This window comes from Terrisporobacter othiniensis (assembly GCF_000808015.1).
GTDB classification, from domain to species: domain Bacteria; phylum Bacillota; class Clostridia; order Peptostreptococcales; family Peptostreptococcaceae; genus Terrisporobacter; species Terrisporobacter muris.
The window spans coordinates 1-19,297 of the sequence record NZ_JWHR01000079.1 but is presented as its reverse complement, the minus strand read 5'-3'; the positions used below and the strand labels follow the sequence as shown (position 1 = coordinate 19,297).

The following is a 19,297-nucleotide window of genomic DNA, read 5'->3' as shown; positions in this document are numbered from 1 at the left end:
AAACATTCTAGATATATTATAATAAAATCGGTTGTATCAAATTTGACACAACCGATTTTATTATAATATCTATTTAAAAAGAGTACTTATTATCTTTTTAGCAACCTGCTATTTTTTGTATATTGTTTTATCTTCTTTTATTGTTTCTAATACCTGTATATCTTTTATTGTTGCAGGATCAACTTCTAAAGGATTCTTGTCTAATATTACAAGGTCAGCAAGTTTCCCTGGTGTTATAGATCCTTTTTTATCTTCTTCGAAATATTGGTAAGCTGCATTTATAGTTATTCCTTTTATAGCATCCATTGGAGTTACCCTTTCAGCTTCTCCTATAATTCTTCCACTAAGTGTATTTCTGTTTACAGCACAGTTTATAGTTCTTAGCATGTTTGGAGGTAAAACTGGTGTATCTTGGTGTAGAGTCCATTTTATATTTCTATTTAAAGATGATTTTAATGGACTTATTTTAAATGCTCTTTCTTCACCTAATACAGAATCTATATGCCAATCTCCCCAGAAGAAAGTATGATCTACAAAATATGAAGGTATCATTTCTACTTTAGCATTAGCTATTCTATCTAATTGGTCTTCTCTTACTGTTTGACAGTGTATTAACACTGGTCTTAACTCTGGAGTAAGTCCTGTATCTTCCATTGCTTTTTCATATGCATTTAAGAATTGATCTATTGCTGCATCACCATTCATATGAGTAAGTAATTGTATATTGTTTTCTATGGCCTTTTTACAGAATCCATAAACTTCTTCATCTGTAAATGTTGGATATGCACAATAATCTTCTTTTTCCCCTTCTGGTACTACATGATATGGTTTAGTTAACCAAGCAGTTTTTCCTTGTGGAGAACCATCAAGTAATAATTTTGCCCCACCTATTCTAAATCCATTCTTATATTCAGTTACATTTACATCATTTTCTATCATGTTGTATCCTACAACATCGATTAACATTTCATCTCTTCTTGCTGTTTCTCTACATAATGCTTCTATATTTTCAAGAGTTGCTCCATCTTGAGCTGTAGTTATTCCGTGACTTGCATACATTTTTTGAGCTTCAATCATGTTTGCTACCATTCCATCCATATCTGGTTGACGCATGCTGAAGTATACCATACGCATAGCTGTTTCTTCTAAGTATCCATTAGGCTCATTACTTCCCTCTACTCTCGCTATAACTCCACCTTCTGGGTTAGGTGTATTTTCATTAAAGTTCATAACTTCTAATAATCTAGAGTTTATAGCTGCCATATGAAGAGATGCATGTACTACCATTACATTATGCTCAGTTGATATCTCATCTAAGTCAAACTTATTTGGATGTCTTTTTTCTGCAAGCTCTGCATCATTGTATCCATATGCTATTACCCACTCACCTGGCTTTATATCTTTTTCTTTTATAAATTCTCTTACTTGCTCTTTCATAACTTCTATAGAAGTTGTAGTTCCTATTGGTGGTGCTGCAACATATTTAAATGACATAAATGGTGCCACGTTTCCTATATGACTGTGAGGATCTAAAAATCCTGGTAATAAAGTTGCTCCATTTAAATCTTTAGTTACAGTATTATCATCAGCTAATCTTAAAGCTTCCTCTTTTGCCCCTACAAATTCTATAATCCCATCTTTTACGAATACAGCTTCTGCACTTGGCATATTTTCATCTACTGTTATTATGTTTCCATTTAGATATATTGTTGATTTCATTTATGACACTCTCCCATACTTAAGTATATATTTCATTTAAATTAATTAACTTGCTTTTGAAACTGTTTCTTGATCTTCCTTAGTAAGCCATTTTCCTTCAGCCTTATCTAATAATGTTATTCCTAATGGAACTGAAGCTACTATACTAATTGCTGCTAATAATATCATAAAGTCTACTACATAACCTAATCCCATTGACGTAAGAGGTCCCATAAGTATTAATGAGAAATTAACTAATATTATTCCTTTTGATACAAATGCTGCCATAGCAAACTTTCTTTCTCCATAAGTATACTTTTCATCTTTTAATACTACTTTTGTAACAAATCCTTTTACTGCTATTCCTATAAATGTTACTGCTACTCCAAACGCTAGCATCACTGGGTTTAATAAGGCTTGTATATTTATTAATGAACCTACGTATGTAAATATTATTGGACTTCCAAACATCGCAAATACTACTGATGAATTAAATCCTATTATTCCACCTAGTTTATTTTTTTCTTTTGAGTTTATACCAACTGACACAGCAACTATAATTAAAACTGCTAAACTTTTTAAAGGTCCTGCGAAGTTAAGTATAAGTGCAAATATTGCAAAATATATCATAGTATAAGATATTGCAACTTTCTTATTTTGAGGGTTCTTTGCTACTTTATCACTAAGTGATGACAATATTTTCGCTACTATTCCTCCTAATAATGATGCTAATATACATATTACTCCTAATGCTAATACAACTCCTATTACTATTCCTACTAACATTAATGGTGATAATTTCATTCCCATTACTGGCGCTACTGTAAGAACAATTGCTACTACTAATAGTGGGAAATGTGTAAAGTTATCAAATATAGAAGCAGTAAGAACTGTATCTGTTATTCTATTTTTCCCTGCAAGTCCCTTCATATTAAGAGCTACACACGCTGGAATAACGTTTGCTGGTGATGCACATGCAAATAACAACATTATTATTGCTACATGAGGTAATTTTAAATCAAATCCTAGTGGTAAAACTTTTAATCCTAAGAAAACTACTCCTGTCATAACTATAGCTTCAATATATACTGGGATTACTGACATATTTATAGTGTCTTTTCCTGAGCTCTTTAACTTGTTGATATCAATATTAAATCCTGCTCCAAAGAACATAAGCCATAATGCTATTGTGTTGTAATTTGCCATATTGGGAAGTAAGTCTTGATTTCCAAATATATGAACTACACCTATGCTTCCTCCAAATAACACACCTAATATTAAATAAAATATTGGTGGAGCTATTTTAGCTTTTTTTGCCACAAACTGTCCTATTAAAAATAGTACTGGCGATATTATTAGTAAAGCTAATATATCCATATTAAAACCTCCTCGATTAGTCAATTAATATAACTGACTTTTTTAATTTTAAAACCAAAATATTTTGTATTTCGCTCTACTTTTGATGTATTTCACTCTTAAATATAGAATAAATCATTTTGATACTTTTTGTCAATATTTTTTTTATTACGACATTTTTTTCATTTTTATAGTTAAAATTATTATATTTTTCATTATTTTATCTTATTTTAAATATATTCACTAATCATTTTTGTATTTTATTCTTTTATCTTGTATTTCGCTCATTTTTCTACTAATATCTATACTTATTTATAAATCGAGTAGGAGCTAAATAATTATTTTATTTAGCATACTCTCACACAACCGTACGTCACGTTCGGTACATCATTATTCATCCTGAATATTCTGATTATTTATCTCATTCACGTTTGAATCTATATTTAGATTATTTGTGTCAAATTTTATTTTAACTTATTTTTCTGATTGTGTGATAGATGTGTACTAAAAGACAAAATAAAAGGAACTACCAAACCATAAAGTCTAGTAATTCCAAATATTCTACTATTAATCTAAATCTGCACCATTAGTAGCTATAACTTTCTTGTACCAATCAAATGAATCTTTTTTATATCTTTTCATTGTTCCGTTACCTTCGTTATCAAGATCTACATAAATAAAACCGTAACGTTTTTTCATTTCTCCAGTAGAAGCACTGATTAAGTCGATACATCCCCAAGGTGTATATGCAATTAAATCCACCCCATCTTCTAAGGCACCTTCCATAGCTTTAATATGTTCTCTTAGGTATTCAACACGATATGGATCATGTACTTTTTTGTCTTCTGTAAGCTCATCTATAGCTCCTAGTCCATTTTCGACGACCATAACTGGAATTTCATAACGATTATAGATTTCATTTAAATAGTAACGTAAACCTATAGGATCCATTCCCCATCCCCACTCAGAATATTCTATATATGGGTTTTTTGAGCCAAGGCTGAAGTTTCCTAAACCGTCTTTAGCTATACTTTCATCTGCTGAAGTACAAGTAGTTGAATAATAAGAAAAAGTAAAGAAATCAACTTTTCCTTCTTTTAAGTTTTTAATATCCTCTTCTGTACATTCTAGCTTAACATTATCTTCTTCCCATAATCTTTTCGCAAATACAGGATATTCTCCACGTACCATAACATCTCCACAGTAATAGAAGTTATCTTGCATTTTCTTTTGATTTCTTAATACATCTGCTGGGTTACATGTTAATGGATATGAACATGCTCCTGCCATCATACATCCTACCTGATACTGTGGGTCAATAGAATGTGCACGTTTTACAGCTCTAGCACTTGCAACAAGCTGATTATGTAAAGATTGATAATTTTTTGCTATATCTTCACTCGACATATTAGGCATAAAGTCCTTAAACATTAAAAGGCTATTTATTTCATTAAAAGTTAACCAATATTTTACTAATCCTTTAAATTCATTAAATAATACTTCTGTATAACGATCAAATAATGAAATAAGCTGACGATTTTTCCATCCACCTAATTCTTCTTCCAAATAAAGTGGTGTATCATAATGAGAAATTGTTACTAATGGTTCAATATTATATTTTTTAAGTTCTTTAAATATATTACGATAGAATTCAATACCTTTTTGATTAGGTTTATCTTCTATCCCATTAGGAAATATTCTTGACCATGAAATAGACATACGGAAAATTTTAAATCCCATTTCAGCAAATAAAGCAATATCTTCTTTATAATGATGATAAAAATCAATTGCATTATGATTAGGATAATAGTGTTCATCTAAAACAACACCTTTTGCATCCTTAGGATATGGTGTAAACATAGGAGCTATTCCTGTTTCACCACTTGGTAAACGATAAGTTATGCCACGTGGTTTTGTAGCTGTTCCAGCAGTTGTAACATCTGTTTTTGCTAGACCTCTTCCATCTACATTGTAAGCCCCTTCACATTGATTAGCAGCAGTTGCACCGCCCCAATAAAAATTCTTTGGAAAACTCATATTATATCCCTCCTAATGTATAACTGTAAGAAGCTCTTCTCCAGCCTCTACGCTTTTATTTTTTGTTTCTATAATATCTAAATAATTATCAGTATTAGTAATAACAACAGGTGTTTCTATACTATAACCCTCTTCTTTAATCTGATTAATATCAAAAGATACTAGTAGATCTCCTTTTTTAACTGTATCTCCTTGCGTTACAAAACTTTCAAAGTATTTTCCTTCTAATTGAACAGTATTATATCCTACATGGATAAGCATTTCACAACCATTATCAGAAGCAATTCCAATAGCATGCTTTGTTGGGAATAATGTTCTTACTACACCATCAAATGGAGCGACAACTTTTCCCTCTTCTGCTTTAATTACGATTCCTTTTCCTAATGCCTCACAAGCAAACGCAGCATCAGCAGACTCTTTTAAAGGTGCCACTTCTCCTTTTATAGGAGCAAAAACAGTTTCTTTTCCTGTTTTTTCAACTTTGCCATCTACTTTTGTCTCTATTTTTGCTTCAACTTCATCATCTTTATAAGTTAAATAAGCAACTACAAAAGAAAAAACAAACGGAACTACTGTAGCTATTACAAGTGGTAGTATTTCTGGTCCTTTTGGATTTAATAAACCTAATAATCCTATAACGCCCATGCCTGCATATGTATACATCATAATATTAGCAAAATATACTACTATACCAGCAGTTGCTGAACCAATACAAGATACAACAAACATTTTAATACGTGGTAGCGTAACACCATATATAGCTGGCTCAGTAACACCAAATATTCCTGATATAAACGCTGGAAGAGCTATAGATTTTAGCTTCTTGTCTTTAGTTTTTAAATAAATTGCAAGTACAACACCTATTTGTGCAAAACATGCAAAGTATGTATATGCCATTAATTGACTAGGAATACCTTGCATTAAATCCATAAATGGGAACATATATAACACACCACTTACACCAAATAGTACAAATACTTGATAGAATCCAGCTAGAAGAGTTCCAGCAATTAATGGACTAACTTCAATCAATGAATTCATTCCATAATTAATTCCAACTCCAATTAGATTTGCAACAGGTCCAATTAAAACAAATCCTATAGGAATAACAATTATTAATACAAGTACTGGCACAATAAAATTACTAACTAAATCTGGCACATATTTTTTGAAAAATCTTTCTAAAGGTGCTGCTGCCGCAATCATAAATACTACTGGTAAGAATGATCCCGTATAAGTAGCATTAAATACATGTCCAAACAAATTAATATCTACACCATTTATTGCTGGATAACACATAATTGCTCCAATAAGGAATCCTAAGAAAGGATCCATTTCTAACTTCTTCGCTACGTTTTGACCAAGCATTAATGGTAAATAGAAGAAAATTGCATCTCCTATTGCTGTTAAAAGAAGATATATTCCATCTTCAGGCTTAATAATTCCTGAAACAGTTAATAAGGTTGTCACCCCTTTGACAATACCACTTGCACAAATCATGTTTAAGCAAGGACCCATTCCTCCCATAACCACATTTAAAACACGATTAAATAAGCTTGACTTTTTTTCTTTAGCTTCTTCTCCTTCTTGTCCACCATAAGGCTTCATTCCTATTTTTTCGCAAACTTCAGTATATACATGAGGAACATGTTCCCCAATAACAACCATATACTGTCCCATGGATTTCATAATAGTAATGACACCATCCATGTTTTTTAAAATATCATCATTTGCTATACTTTCATCCTTTAGATTGAAACGTAAACGCGTAATACAGTGTTTTAAGTCTATAATATTTTCTTTTCCACCGACATTTTTAATAATGTCCTCTGCTAATTTTGAATATTTTCCCATATTTCTTTACCTCCATTTTAACTTAGCTTTTAAAAATTGAAGGTTTAGCCAACTTAATGTTACCATCCAAATAAAAAAATTAACTACTGTTGCTTTAATCTAATCATTAATCACATCCTTTTGTATAATATTTTATATTTAGATACCTATATAGGCATATTAACTAATTTAAAGTTTACTTTTATAAATCATACGTTCAATATGAATTGTAAGATATAATTGTTCTTCATTTGATAATTCATAATCATATTTGCTCTTAATATAGTTACTAATTTTTCCTACACATTTATATGATGTATGATATTTTACTTTAACAACATCTAGCAATCCATCGCTACTTTCATCATCGATTGGTTTTCTTAAAGCTAATCTTTGAGCAAAAAATTTAAGATGTGTTATAAAACGATAATAATAAACTGAGTTAGTATCAAATTCAATTCTAAAATAATACTTAACTATATTAGATATTTCTTGCATAATACGAGTTATATCTATAATTTGATCCATATTACTTTCATCCATATATGCGTTGACAATATGTAAAGCAATAAAACCTGCTTCATCATCAGGTAAACGTACATTAAATAATTCTTCAATTATATCCAATGCATTCATGCCAATTTCAAATTCATCCTCATAAAATCGTTTAATATCCCAAAGCATGGCATTTTTAATTGCAATCCCCTCTGAGTAACGAGCAATAGCAGTATACAAGTGATCACTTAATGAAATTATTAAACTATCATTTAATTTTTTACCTAACCTTTCTTCTGCTAGATTTATTATTTCATCTGCCATTTTAACATGCTCTATAGGTATGTTTAGCAATAGCTGTTTAAACTTTTCATTCATACTCTGGTCTTTTAAGATAAACACTTTATTAACTTGTTTACTATCAACGCTATCACCTATTTTCTTTTTAAAAGCAATACCCTTTCCACAAACTACACATTCTTTCTCGTCTTTATCAAGAATTATTACAACATTATTATTAAGTATTCTATGTATTATCATCTGTTTATCCTCCAAAATAAAAAAACCTATTTATAGGCAAAATAGGTATAGTATACCTGTATTGCTTATAAATAGGTCTAGCTTGCATTAAAACAATTACCATCCTAATTTCTATTCTCATTTATTTTATATTATCATAACATTTTTCATACTGCAATCCTTTTCTTGAAGAATTATAGTACTATTTTTTATTATTTATGTTTGAAAATATAAAACGTAAAACACAAATAATTATTAATAATAACAATAAAATAGAAACTATAAAAATTATTCTAAATCTATCATTGCAAGAGTAGTTTATATGCTTTTTTAAAAATATAATAAAAAAACATAGTCCACTCTCTCATCATACATATTTTTGCTAAAAATTCTTTATTCAGCAAATCAGAGTATAATGAAAAAGCGGACACATAATCACTCTAAAACATAAATTAATTTAAATGATCAATATTCTTTAGTTCATAAAGTGATTTTTTATATTATATATGTTATTTATATTTCGTTAGCAGCATCATAAGCAGTTTTAATTGCATTTTCAATATCAGCTGCTCTATCTTTACAATCACCTATTTTAACAATTTTAACATTACTTTCTAATAATTTATCAACATCAAAACTATTAGGTCTAGCACCAACTGCCATAACTACGTAATCACAAGGTATTTTTATTTCATTATTATTGTTTTCACAAATTATACATTCTTTATCTATTTTATTAACTTTGTGATTAGTGTATATTTTAACGTTGTTTCTCGTGAAATTTTCCATCAAAGTTGGAAGTATAGTACTACTTTCACCCTTAGCTATACTATTATCCATTTCAATTATAGAAACTTTATTTCCTTCTTGAAGGCATAAGTGCTCAGCTACTTCACAACCTACCATACCACCGCCAATAACAGCAATATTGCCAAATACTTGTTGTTCACCATTTAGGATCTTCCATGAATCGCATACCATTTGCTTATTATAGCCATCTATACTTGGTATAAAATTACTTGACCCTACTGCGACTAATACAACATCTGGATTTAAAGTTAATATATCTTCTTGAGTTGCTTTTTTTCCAAGTCGTAAATCTACATTTTGAGAAGTTACAGAATGTGTTAAAAATCTGATAGCTCTTCGAATTTCATTTTTTCTAGGAGGAATACAAGCTAAATTTAACTGACCTCCTAAATATGTATTTTCATCAAATAAAGTAACACTATGACCTTTTAAGCTTGCTACACGTGCTGCTTCAAGCCCTGCAGGTCCTCCTCCTACTACTATAACTTTTTTCTTAGTTACAGCTTCAGTGATTTTTCTAGTTCCTTCATATCCATTTTCGGCATTTAGTATGCAGCTTAAAAACTTACGGTTTTGAATATTGTCAGTACATCCTTTATTACAAGATATACATTCGCGAATATCTTCAAATTTATTTTCTTTTACTTTGTTTACCCAATCAGGATCTGCAAGTAAAATTCTACCAAGTCCAATTATATCTGCCTTATCAGCTTCTAGGATACTTTCTGCCATTTTAGGGTTAAATATTCTACCAACAGTACTAACTGGAATATTTACTGATTTCTTTATTTGAGCAGCAATATCAACAAAGAATCCATAAGGCTGTACACCCATTGGAGGAATAGTGTCAGCCATATTACCAGTATGATTTGCCTGAGCAACATGAAGCATATCAACTCCAGCTTCTTCTAACCATTTAGCAAATATAGGTGCTTCATCTAGATTGATTCCACCTTTACCTCTTTCAGGTGTAACAACTGAAAATTTATAATCAATAGGCATATTAGGAACAGCTTTTTTTAGTGCTTTTACAAGTTCTAGTGCAAATCTAGTTCTGTTTTCTAAAGTTCCCCCAAATTTATCATTTCTTTTATTTAATATAGTACTACATAATGAACCTACTAATCTGTCTCCATGTATTTGAATAATATCAACACCAGCTTTTTGAGCACGTATTGCACAATTACACATCTTATCGATGATATCTCTTAGACCTTCCTCACTAACCTCATTTACAAAGTGTTGCATATCATGATGTAGTTTTTCTCTTACAGCTTTCATATTACCAGTAGCAACTATCTTATTTATAGCATCACAGTCATACTCTGGATGAAATATCTGAGCAGCTACCTTAGCATCATATTTATGTATTGAATCACATAGTTTTTTGAAACCATCTATTTGGCTATCGTCATATAATTTTGGTGTAGAAGTAAATCCATTAATTGGAGAAACATCACCAATTACTATGTATGAAACACCACCTTTTGCTAACCTTTCATAAAATTCAATACTTTGTTTAGTTAAACTACCATCTCTACCTTCATAGCCAGTAGTCAGCGGAGGAAACATAACTCTGTTTTTTAGGGTAATATTTCCTATATTGATGTTTTCTAAAAGTTTCATATTAATTCCTCCTTAATTAGTTTATTTACTATTAATCAATTTACAAAAATTAATAATTGCATCTTCACATTCTTTTTTAGATTTTATATTGGCGAAATTATGATCTCCGCCTTCAATTTCTACATAGATTGACTTGTCACTGTTATAACAATTTAAATAAGCCTGACAAGCACGATTATCAACTAATTTATCTTCAGTACCTCTTATAATTACAACATCTTTATCATAACCCATGGCATTAGAGAATGGCTCATAGTTGTATAAATCATAATTAAAATCAATATTAAATTTTAAACCTTCCATATCAGCATATTGCATAGATTGTGCCTTTAATCCATCAGCACGCTCTTTACAACCATACCACATACCACCACCAGGGCACATAAGAATTAGACCTATAGGTTGCAACTTTGGAGCTACACAAGAAGCTACATATCCACCCATACTATGACCAGATAATATTATCCTGTCAGCAGTTGTTAATTTACAATCAACTAGATAGTTGTACATATCTATGGCATCTTCTATAAGTCCAGTGAAAGTCATTTCTTCAAATTCTCCATCACTTTCTCCACAACCATAAAAATCAAACCTAGCACAACCAAAACCATTAGATTCAAGTACTCTGGACAAATGAGTATGTGCATACTTGTAGCCTGACATACTACCTCCAAATCCATGCAGATTTAGCACTATGAGAGGATTTTCTATATTATCAGGAAGAGTAAGTACCCCTCTTAATATTTTATTTTTTCTATTTTTTATTTCTATTAATTTAACCATTTCTGTTCTCCTATAACTTTCTATATTTTAAACATTTTTCATATCTTTTCTCCTAATTGATAATTCTTCTAACATTTCTTGAGTTTTTCTCTTAGTTAATGGATATATAAAGAATAAGGCTAATATTGCTATTATGTACCCTACTGAATAAATCCCTGTATACGCTTTCCAAAGATTCGAAACAACTTCTGCAGTTTGAGTTGAAGCATGTACATTGTATCCTATAAATGCAAGTATAAAACTACTTAAACTTGCACTTAAAGCAGCAGCAAGCTTTCTAAAAAATGAATATGTAGAGTAAATCATACTTTCATTACGAGTTCCTGTTTTTAACTCTTGATAATCTATTGAATCATTTACCATAGCCCAAATTAGTATTTGGAAACCAGAAGCGCCTATATAGCAAACACCATTGATTACTATAAACATCATTGGATTATCTATTGGGAAGAAAAATAAAACTCCATATACTATTGCAGCAAAACCAGCACCATACATACACCATTCTTTTTTACCAAATTTATTAGCAACAAATTTAGTTCCAACAAATGTGATTATTGAATAAATTGTACTCAACATTCCTGACACAGCCATTATTTGTACATTTCCAAAATAATCTTTAAATAAATAAGTATTTAATCCATTAACAACACTAGCTGATATCATACCAACCAAACTAGCAATTATAACGCCAAATAAAGCTCTATTTTTTGAAATGTTTTTTAATACTTCAAAATAATTAAATTTCTCATTTTCTACATGAGGTAATTCAACACGTTCTTTACACCATACAGATGTAACTTGTAAACAGAAAACGCTTACACAAGCACAAATAATAGCTAATAGTAAAAAGTTTGAAGGAACAGGTACATTATCTTTATATAAGAATAGTGGTCCAACAATAACTATAACAGTCATAAATATAGTTCCACCTAAACTTCTATATCTTGATAAGTCTGTACGGTGGTCAACATCGTCTGTCATAACACTTGATAATGATCCAAATGGAACATTTACACAAGTATACATAGCTTCATATAAAACATAAGTAATTAAAATATAAGCTAATCTTAAACCATAATCTAAATTAGAAACATTTATAAATCCAATACACATTAGTATTGCACATGGTATTGAAAATGTGCGAATCCAAGGTATGAATTTTTTACCAGGTTTTGCTTTGCGAGACTCTATAATTGCTCCGATTATAGGATCATTAATAGCATCCCAAAATTTAGTTATTAGCATAATTGTACCTACATGTATAGGATTTACTTTTAAAACTAATGTATAAAATACTGTTAAAAACATAGCTCTAAACTGTTCTGTACAACAACACCCCAAATCACCCAGGGTATACCCTATCTTGTCCTTCATTGAAAACCTTTGCATAAGTTGCCTCCTTAATTATAGTTAAATAAAATTATCACAAATAAATTTAATAAAGTTATAAGATTTATCTGTAATTTTATTATGTCATATTGTAAAATAAAATTATATTCATATATTGATATAATATTAACAAAAATTGATGTATTGACTAAAATATAAAAAGGGTGGGGATTAATGCTTGATAGAAAAGATTATTTTGTAAGCGAAATTAAATTTGATAATATAAAAACTAAAAAAATTAAATCAAATAAATATTATAAAATATTATTTATATTGTCAGGTGATTGTTATGTAAAACTAAAGAACAAATATCAAATATGTAGCACTGATAGTATTATTTTAATAAGCCCTAATAATAAAATTGATATTGAATCAAAATCAAAGAAATCTCTTGTAATATATGAGCTAGCCATTACCGTAGAATTACTAAATAAATTATCAGATGAAGAAGTGGATTTAGCTAAAAGTTTTAATACTGTACCTTTTGAATGTACAGTAATAGATGCAAACACAGAAACTAATATGTTAATAAAAAATATATTAAAAAAACTTGTGTATATAAAAGAAGAAAATTATAAATTTGCTGATAATCTGTATATTAAAAATACACTGTCAATAGTTCTAGTTCTAATACTTAGGTCATGTATATATGCAGACCCAAAACAAAAAGCTAAAAAAAGTAAACCATTTTTAATTGATGATATTTTTGCATATATTAACAACCACATTACAGAAGAAATTTCCCTTGATCATCTTGAAAAAGAATTTTATGTTAGTAAATTTCACATATCAAGAGAATTCAAAAAGGCCACAGGGTTGACATTACATCGTTATATAGTAAAAACTAAATTAGACTTGTGTAAAAGGCTTATAGAAGAAGACTATTCCTTAACAGATATTTCACAAATTTGTGGAATTGGAAGTTATAATAATTTATTCCGCGCCTTTAAAAAAGAATTTGGAATTACGCCAAAGGAATATTACAACGAGATAAAAAAATATAAATAATCTAGTTATTTAAAATGTTTTATATAAGAAAGAATATGAATAAACTCTCTATGATTAAGTATTCAAACAATAATATTAATCAATCTAGTATACTAGTATAATTATGTATATAAAATTCTTAAAATAAGAGTTTTCATTGGAAGTGTTAAACTTTATTTATTATTAATCATTTCTGTAAAATAACTTTCTGAAAAACTAGATATTTGTGCAAGTGAAAGATTTAATAATGACCAATAAATTTTAAACTTTTTAGATTTACGCTCTACTACAGCCCATCCTTTTCGCTGATAAGCATCTATATATTCTCTTTCTTGATTTTTATTTACTCTTATTGTTTTATATTCATAATCAACAGATTTATTACTTTTCATATATATTTACCATTCCTTTTCTATAAGTGATTTATTAACTTAATTATGACAATCTTATATTGCTGTTTTTTAAAAGAAATGTTTAAGAATTATTAATTTATTAATTAAAGTAATCTATTTGTTTCATACAATGCTCAAAGTTTCTTTGCAACCTAGTTAATTCTACATTATTCATAATTTTACGATTACGTTTTAATCTTATAAATGAGTTTCCTTTTTCTGAAATAATGCTAGAATTTATATCAGTTTCCCAACCGAAATTATTATATCTATCTATATACATAGAAACCTTGCTACTATCCACTTGAATTTCTTTATATTCATATCCTATATAACTCTTTTTTTATTCTCCATATCCATTTTATAAAACATCATCTACTTCATTTAACATATTAATAGGGAACTTAATAGTAAATGTTGTCCCTTCATTTAATTTACTTTCTACCTCTATGCTTCCATCATGAATTTCTAAAATTCGTTTTACTAATGCTAAACCTAACCCATTTCCTTCCATAGAGTGAGATGTATCTCCTTGATAAAATTTATCAAAAATATGTTTTATAGTTTCCTCACTCATTCCACAACCATTATCATGTATGCATACAACAACTTCACTCTTAGTGCAATATTGACTTAATATTATTTTTCCTCCATTTGGAGAAAATCTTATGGAACTAGTATTATTAAATTTAATATCTAATTCCATCAAATTTTCATTAAAATATACATTCAGATAGTTGCCTATATAAATCATAATTTTCATAAGTTGGATAAATATGTTATTTTTCTAACTTATTTATTTTAAGCATATCATTAATTAAAGTAGACAATCTAGTTGATGATTGATTAATTATCGATACATACTCTTGCCTAACCTCTTCATCTAAATTAGTTTTTTTTAATATTTCTGTACTATTTTTAATAATAGAAATAGGTGTTTTGATCTCATGGGAAATATTTGAGAAAAAATCAGTTTTTAAAGTTTCAATACTACCGAGTTCTTCTACCATTTTGTTAAAATCCATAATCATAATATCTAAATAATCTAATTTATCATTTGTATGAAGAGATTCAATATAAACTGAAAAATGCGTATTTCTTACTGGATAATTAGTCTTTTTATCATTTTAATACCGCCTTATATCCAATTCCTCTTACTGTTTTTATTTCAAAACTATCACAGTTAGAAAACTTATCTCTAAGCTTCGTAATATATACATCTGCTGCACGCAAATTACTATCACTATCTAATCCCCAAAATTCATCCATTAATTGTGCTCTTGAAAATGTCTTATTTGGATAAGATAATAGTTTATATATAATATTAAATTCCCTTGTAGTAATTGGTATCTCTTCATCACATACTATGCACTCATAGCATCAGCATCTAAAACTAAGTTTCCTACATTAATATGTCTATTTATCTCTATATTTGCGCGTCTACATAAGGCATTAATTCTTAATACTAATTCATCTAATTCGATTGGCTTTACCATATAATCATCTATACCTAATTAAAATCCCTTTTTCTTTGATATTAAATCGTCTTTTGCAATCATAAATAAAATCGGTATATTTTTATTTATTTCTCTAATAGTCTTTGTAAACTCAAATCCATCTACGCCTGGCATCATAATATCCGAAATAATTATTTCAAACATATTATTATAAAGCTTTTCATATGCATCTTCTGCATTAATACAACCTTTAGCATTGTATCCATTATTATTAAGATATTAACAAACTATTTTATTTAAATTTATATCATCTTCTACTACTAATATATTTATCACTTGACTCAGCTCATTTTTTAATTATACATTTTAATTGTTTATAAATTGTTAGAACTTACAAATAAATTTTATAATTAATAATTTAGAAACAAAACTCAAACATTAAAGAAATAATAAATTTTTATTCTTTTATCATAATAAATTTATTTTAAATTATGAGGTGAATAAAATGAGTAATATATTATATTTAGTAACAGGTGCAACAGGATTTCTTCGTAGTACTATTTGTAGACAATTAATTGAGAGAGGGGATAAAGTAAGAGCCTTTGTTCTTCCAAATGACAAGGCAATTGAATATTTGCCAAAAGGAGTAGCTATTTTTAAAGGCAATTTATGTGACATAAATTCATTAGAAAAATTTTTTACAGTACCCAGTGATATGAAAACTATCGTTCTTCATATAGCAAATATAGTAACTGTAGACCCTACATATAATCAAAAAGTCATAGATGTAAATGTTGATGGAACAAAAAATATTATAAATTTATGCCTTTCTCATAAAGAATGTAAAAAACGAGTTTATTGTAGTAGTACGGGTGCAATCCCTGAACTACCTAAGGGAGAAGTAATTAAAGAAGTAAGTAAATTTGATGAAAATAAAGTCCTTGGATGTTATAGTCAATCAAAAACAATAGCTACTCAAGCTGTATTAGATGCAGTAAAAAATAAAGGATTAAATACCTGTGTTGTTCATCCAAGTGGAATATTAGGGCCAGAAGATTTTGAAGTTGGAGAAACTACAAAAGTAGTAATTCAGATTCTTAACAGAGAAATACCAATGGGAATTTCAGGTTCATTTAATCTTTGCGATGTTATAGACTTGGCTAATGGCACAATTCTAGCATCAGATAAAGGAAAGTGTTGACAGTATTATATCTTTGCCAATGAACAAGTTTCATTTAAGGATTTTTCTAAAATGCAGGAAAAAGAATCTAATTGCAAAAAGATGAAGATGTTCCTTCCATTAAGAGTTGCTAATTTCCTTGCTAGTATTCTTGAGAAGCAAGCAAAGAAAAAAGGTTCTAGACCACTTATGACTACTTTTTCTGTCTACAATTTAGCAAGAAATAATACTTTTGATTCTACTAAAGCAAAAACTGAACTTGGTTATACAGCACGTTCTTATGAAGAAACGGTTAAAGATCAAGTTGCTTGGCTAAGAAAAGAATGTAAATTAAATATTATTTAATGTTACAACTAAAAATACATGATATATGTGTCTATATATAATTTTATATATTATTAAAAGTTTGTGATAAAAATATGCCTAATTGTTACAATGTCATTTTTACTAGCTCCCATCAAGTACAGCAAGCACACCAACTTTATAAAAAATATATATAATCAATAAAATATAATAGTCCATTAGTTTTATTAATTTATGCGGTACTTGCTGTACCTTTTTAATTTTATATCTTTTATAACCTCTTTATGTATAAAAAGTACATCATTTAATGTACTCGTACACTATTAAAATATTAAATTTTCTGGTGACATAACTACCTCTGTTCTATATAATATAGAAGAAAACTATCATAGATTGCTTTATGAATATATATCTGAAAACTCCATTTTTATCAACTGGATTTATGTCAATATTTTAGACACAAATAATTGAATTTTTAACTTGCTCTAGCTATTTTTTCGCATTCATTTGGAGATATAAAACCAATACCTCCATGAATTCTTTTCCTATTGTACCAACCTTCTATATATTCAAATAACCTTAGTTTCGCAGATTCAAAATCAAAATACTTAACTCTACAAACTTCTTCTTTCTTTAAAATGGCATGAAAAGATTCTATACAGGCATTATCATAAGGACATCCCTTTTTACTAAATGATTGAATCATTTTATTTTTTGATGTATAGTTGCTAAAATCAGAACTCGTATATTGAGAACCTAAATCATAATGAAATATAAGGCCCTTGTCGGACTTTTGAACTATAACTGCATTATCTAAAGCTCTTACTATTAAATCCGTTGTCATATTCCTATCAAAGGCGTAGCCTACTATCTTTTTTGTATGTAAACCCATGACTGATGATAAATAACACCAGCCATCTTTTATTGTGTGTATGTATGTGATATCTCCAACCCACTTCTCATTTATTGTGTTTGTTGAAAAATCTTGATTTAAAATATTCTCTTTAGCTTCTATTTTTACTTTGGTAGCATGGTGCTTAAACTTTTTTACTATCACTGATTTTAACCATAATTCACTCATAATTCTTTGTACCCTTTTTATACTTACATCGAATTGTGCGCACCATAAATACCATTACTATCATCATAAATATACTTAATTTCTTGTTTTAAAATTGCTCTTTCAACATATGTTTTACTAGGTTTTTTGTACCTAAAAGAATAGTACGTACTTCTTGAAATACCTAACACTTTACACAATAATGCAACCTTATGATTTACTTTTAATTCATCGATCAATTTAACAATAGATTCTACTTCTTTGCAAGTATGCCCATATCCTTTTTTAAGATTTCATTTTCTTCTTTAATTTGAGATATCTCCCTTTTAAAGGCTCTTAATTCTTTTAATGTCATTTCATCTTCTGAGTTTGAATAGACTGGAGAGTTATCTTTTATCCACGTAGATATTGTTGACTTTAGTATGCCATACTCGCTATGTAATACTGCTAATGATTTTCCTGATTTATATGATTCTATAATTGTATTTTTAAATTCTTCTGTATATCTTGCCATTTTTAGACACGTCCTTTCTAATCTATATCTATTATAATTATTTCAACTAATTGTGTCTATACACTTATACTAACATCAGCTGCTCATACAATTCTGGTTCGTAATATATTAAAATTGTTCATTAAATCCTTTTTCTAAATTATAATTTATATAGTTTATATTATCTTAACATTATTACATAGTTTTTATTATCTCCAACTCATAGCTAATACGAATACTGAACCTATAGAAGTTAGAATACCTATTGAAATATCAACAACTAGTAATATATATAATAAATATTCGTCTTTTAACTGATGTTTCTTCATAAATAAATGTATTAATATTGGTATTATCAAGAATAATATTATGCTTAGAGTTGTTAAGACTGTCAGTATATATAAGTATAATTGTGCAATATTAATAGAATAATCACCGACTACGTAAGAGGCAATATTTTGAGCATAGGTTCCAATTACAGTAGCTAAAATTATGTTTATAAATATAAATATTCTAAATTCTTTTATTTTATCTTTAATTATCATTTTTATCCCCCTAATTACTTATTTATCTATCAGAAATCTCAATTTTTTACTCTTACTATATAACAATTGAGGCATTTCTTATATTATAATGCCAACTCAATGCTTATAATAAAAAAACTTTAAAGTAGCCTCTACACTAAAATAAATAGCTATCATACATATCTCTTATAAACTTATGATATATTATCTCACTAACTTTAAATATTAACTTCTCTTTCATATCATAATATGTACTTTTAGATATATTCATTTTACACATTATGTTTATTGGTCTTTCTTTATTTATATACAAACTATCAAATAATACATACTCATCATCACTCAATTTATT

Annotated in this window: 19 protein-coding genes and 2 pseudogenes; 3 read left to right on the top strand and 18 right to left on the bottom strand. The window is 28.5% G+C overall.

The annotated features are described in order from the left end of the window. Nucleotides 1–108: 108 nt before the first annotated feature. The 8 genes from QX51_RS08660 to QX51_RS08625 all read right to left on the bottom strand — a co-directional run bounded on the left by QX51_RS08660 (nt 109) and on the right by QX51_RS08625 (nt 12,549). Entirely contained in the window at nt 109–1,719 is a 1,611-nt protein-coding gene (locus QX51_RS08660; protein ID WP_039679513.1) for an amidohydrolase, read from the bottom strand. Nucleotides 1,720–1,764: 45 nt separating this feature from the next. After that, the gene (locus tag QX51_RS08655; protein ID WP_039679512.1) at nt 1,765–3,075 is read right to left on the bottom strand and encodes a cation:proton antiporter domain-containing protein; all 1,311 of its coding nucleotides are present in this window, start codon (nt 3,073–3,075) and stop codon (nt 1,765–1,767) included. 546 nt (nt 3,076–3,621) lie between these two features. Then, a complete protein-coding gene (locus QX51_RS08650) occupies nt 3,622–5,091 on the bottom strand; it encodes a family 1 glycosylhydrolase (RefSeq protein WP_039679511.1) in 1,470 nt (489 codons plus the stop codon). A gap of 12 nt (nt 5,092–5,103) precedes the next feature. Then, a complete protein-coding gene (locus QX51_RS08645) occupies nt 5,104–6,945 on the bottom strand; it encodes a beta-glucoside-specific PTS transporter subunit IIABC (RefSeq protein ID WP_039679510.1) in 1,842 nt (613 codons plus the stop codon). Between the two features lie 168 nt (nt 6,946–7,113). After that, on the bottom strand, nt 7,114–7,959 hold the full coding sequence (gene licT, locus QX51_RS08640; RefSeq protein ID WP_039679509.1) for a BglG family transcription antiterminator LicT: 846 nt from the start codon (nt 7,957–7,959) through the stop codon (nt 7,114–7,116). A 492-nt stretch (nt 7,960–8,451) separates the two neighbouring features. Next, nucleotides 8,452–10,374, bottom strand: a complete 1,923-nt coding sequence (gene bilR / locus QX51_RS08635) for a bilirubin reductase, long form (RefSeq protein WP_039679508.1) — start codon at nt 10,372–10,374, stop codon at nt 8,452–8,454. Between the two features lie 21 nt (nt 10,375–10,395). Continuing rightward, entirely contained in the window at nt 10,396–11,157 is a 762-nt protein-coding gene (locus QX51_RS08630; RefSeq protein ID WP_039679507.1) for an alpha/beta hydrolase, read from the bottom strand. A gap of 27 nt (nt 11,158–11,184) precedes the next feature. Next, complete coding sequence (locus QX51_RS08625; RefSeq protein WP_039679506.1) at nt 11,185–12,549, bottom strand: MFS transporter; 1,365 nt, start codon at nt 12,547–12,549, stop codon at nt 11,185–11,187. Between the two features lie 174 nt (nt 12,550–12,723). Between QX51_RS08625 and QX51_RS08620 the strand changes: the two genes are divergently transcribed. Continuing rightward, entirely contained in the window at nt 12,724–13,557 is an 834-nt protein-coding gene (locus QX51_RS08620; RefSeq protein ID WP_039679505.1) for a helix-turn-helix domain-containing protein, read from the top strand. 152 nt (nt 13,558–13,709) lie between these two features. On the opposite strand, the gene QX51_RS08615 is transcribed toward QX51_RS08620, so the two are convergent. The 7 genes and pseudogenes from QX51_RS08615 to QX51_RS21575 form a co-directional block, all read right to left on the bottom strand. After that, the gene (locus QX51_RS08615; RefSeq protein WP_039679504.1) at nt 13,710–13,928 is read right to left on the bottom strand and encodes a hypothetical protein; all 219 of its coding nucleotides are present in this window, start codon (nt 13,926–13,928) and stop codon (nt 13,710–13,712) included. A 100-nt stretch (nt 13,929–14,028) separates the two neighbouring features. Then, nucleotides 14,029–14,232, bottom strand: a complete 204-nt coding sequence (locus QX51_RS08610; RefSeq protein ID WP_139045035.1) for a hypothetical protein — start codon at nt 14,230–14,232, stop codon at nt 14,029–14,031. Between the two features lie 57 nt (nt 14,233–14,289). Continuing rightward, nucleotides 14,290–14,691 (bottom strand): sensor histidine kinase, encoded by a 402-nt coding sequence (locus QX51_RS19460; protein WP_082007817.1) that lies wholly within the window; start codon nt 14,689–14,691, stop codon nt 14,290–14,292. A gap of 16 nt (nt 14,692–14,707) precedes the next feature. Continuing rightward, nucleotides 14,708–14,953, bottom strand: a complete 246-nt coding sequence (locus QX51_RS19455; protein WP_161791916.1) for a sensor histidine kinase — start codon at nt 14,951–14,953, stop codon at nt 14,708–14,710. A 97-nt stretch (nt 14,954–15,050) separates the two neighbouring features. Further along, nucleotides 15,051–15,272, bottom strand: a complete 222-nt coding sequence (locus QX51_RS21585) for a winged helix-turn-helix domain-containing protein (protein ID WP_330376062.1) — start codon at nt 15,270–15,272, stop codon at nt 15,051–15,053. Between the two features lie 20 nt (nt 15,273–15,292). Next, complete coding sequence (locus tag QX51_RS21580; protein WP_330376058.1) at nt 15,293–15,424, bottom strand: hypothetical protein; 132 nt, start codon at nt 15,422–15,424, stop codon at nt 15,293–15,295. Between the two features lie 18 nt (nt 15,425–15,442). Continuing rightward, nucleotides 15,443–15,649: pseudogene (locus QX51_RS21575) on the bottom strand (response regulator); the annotation flags it as partial. Between the two features lie 241 nt (nt 15,650–15,890). Here QX51_RS21575 and QX51_RS08595 point away from each other — a divergent pair. Together QX51_RS08595 and QX51_RS21570 are read left to right on the top strand one after the other, a co-directional pair. Further along, entirely contained in the window at nt 15,891–16,586 is a 696-nt protein-coding gene (locus QX51_RS08595) for an NAD-dependent epimerase/dehydratase family protein (RefSeq protein WP_330376057.1), read from the top strand. A 51-nt stretch (nt 16,587–16,637) separates the two neighbouring features. Next, nucleotides 16,638–16,910, top strand: a complete 273-nt coding sequence (locus tag QX51_RS21570; protein WP_330376056.1) for a Rossmann-fold NAD(P)-binding domain-containing protein — start codon at nt 16,638–16,640, stop codon at nt 16,908–16,910. Between the two features lie 433 nt (nt 16,911–17,343). Here QX51_RS21570 and QX51_RS19960 read toward each other — a convergent pair. The 3 genes and pseudogenes from QX51_RS19960 to QX51_RS08575 form a co-directional block, all read right to left on the bottom strand. Further along, nucleotides 17,344–18,442: pseudogene (locus QX51_RS19960) on the bottom strand (IS3 family transposase). A 188-nt stretch (nt 18,443–18,630) separates the two neighbouring features. Then, nucleotides 18,631–18,966: a hypothetical protein gene (locus tag QX51_RS08580; RefSeq protein WP_039679501.1), complete on the bottom strand. Its 336-nt coding sequence runs from the start codon at nt 18,964–18,966 to the stop codon at nt 18,631–18,633. A gap of 136 nt (nt 18,967–19,102) precedes the next feature. Then, a partial coding sequence (locus QX51_RS08575; RefSeq protein WP_039679500.1) for a DUF1492 domain-containing protein occupies nt 19,103–19,297 on the bottom strand: 195 nt, incomplete at its 5' end.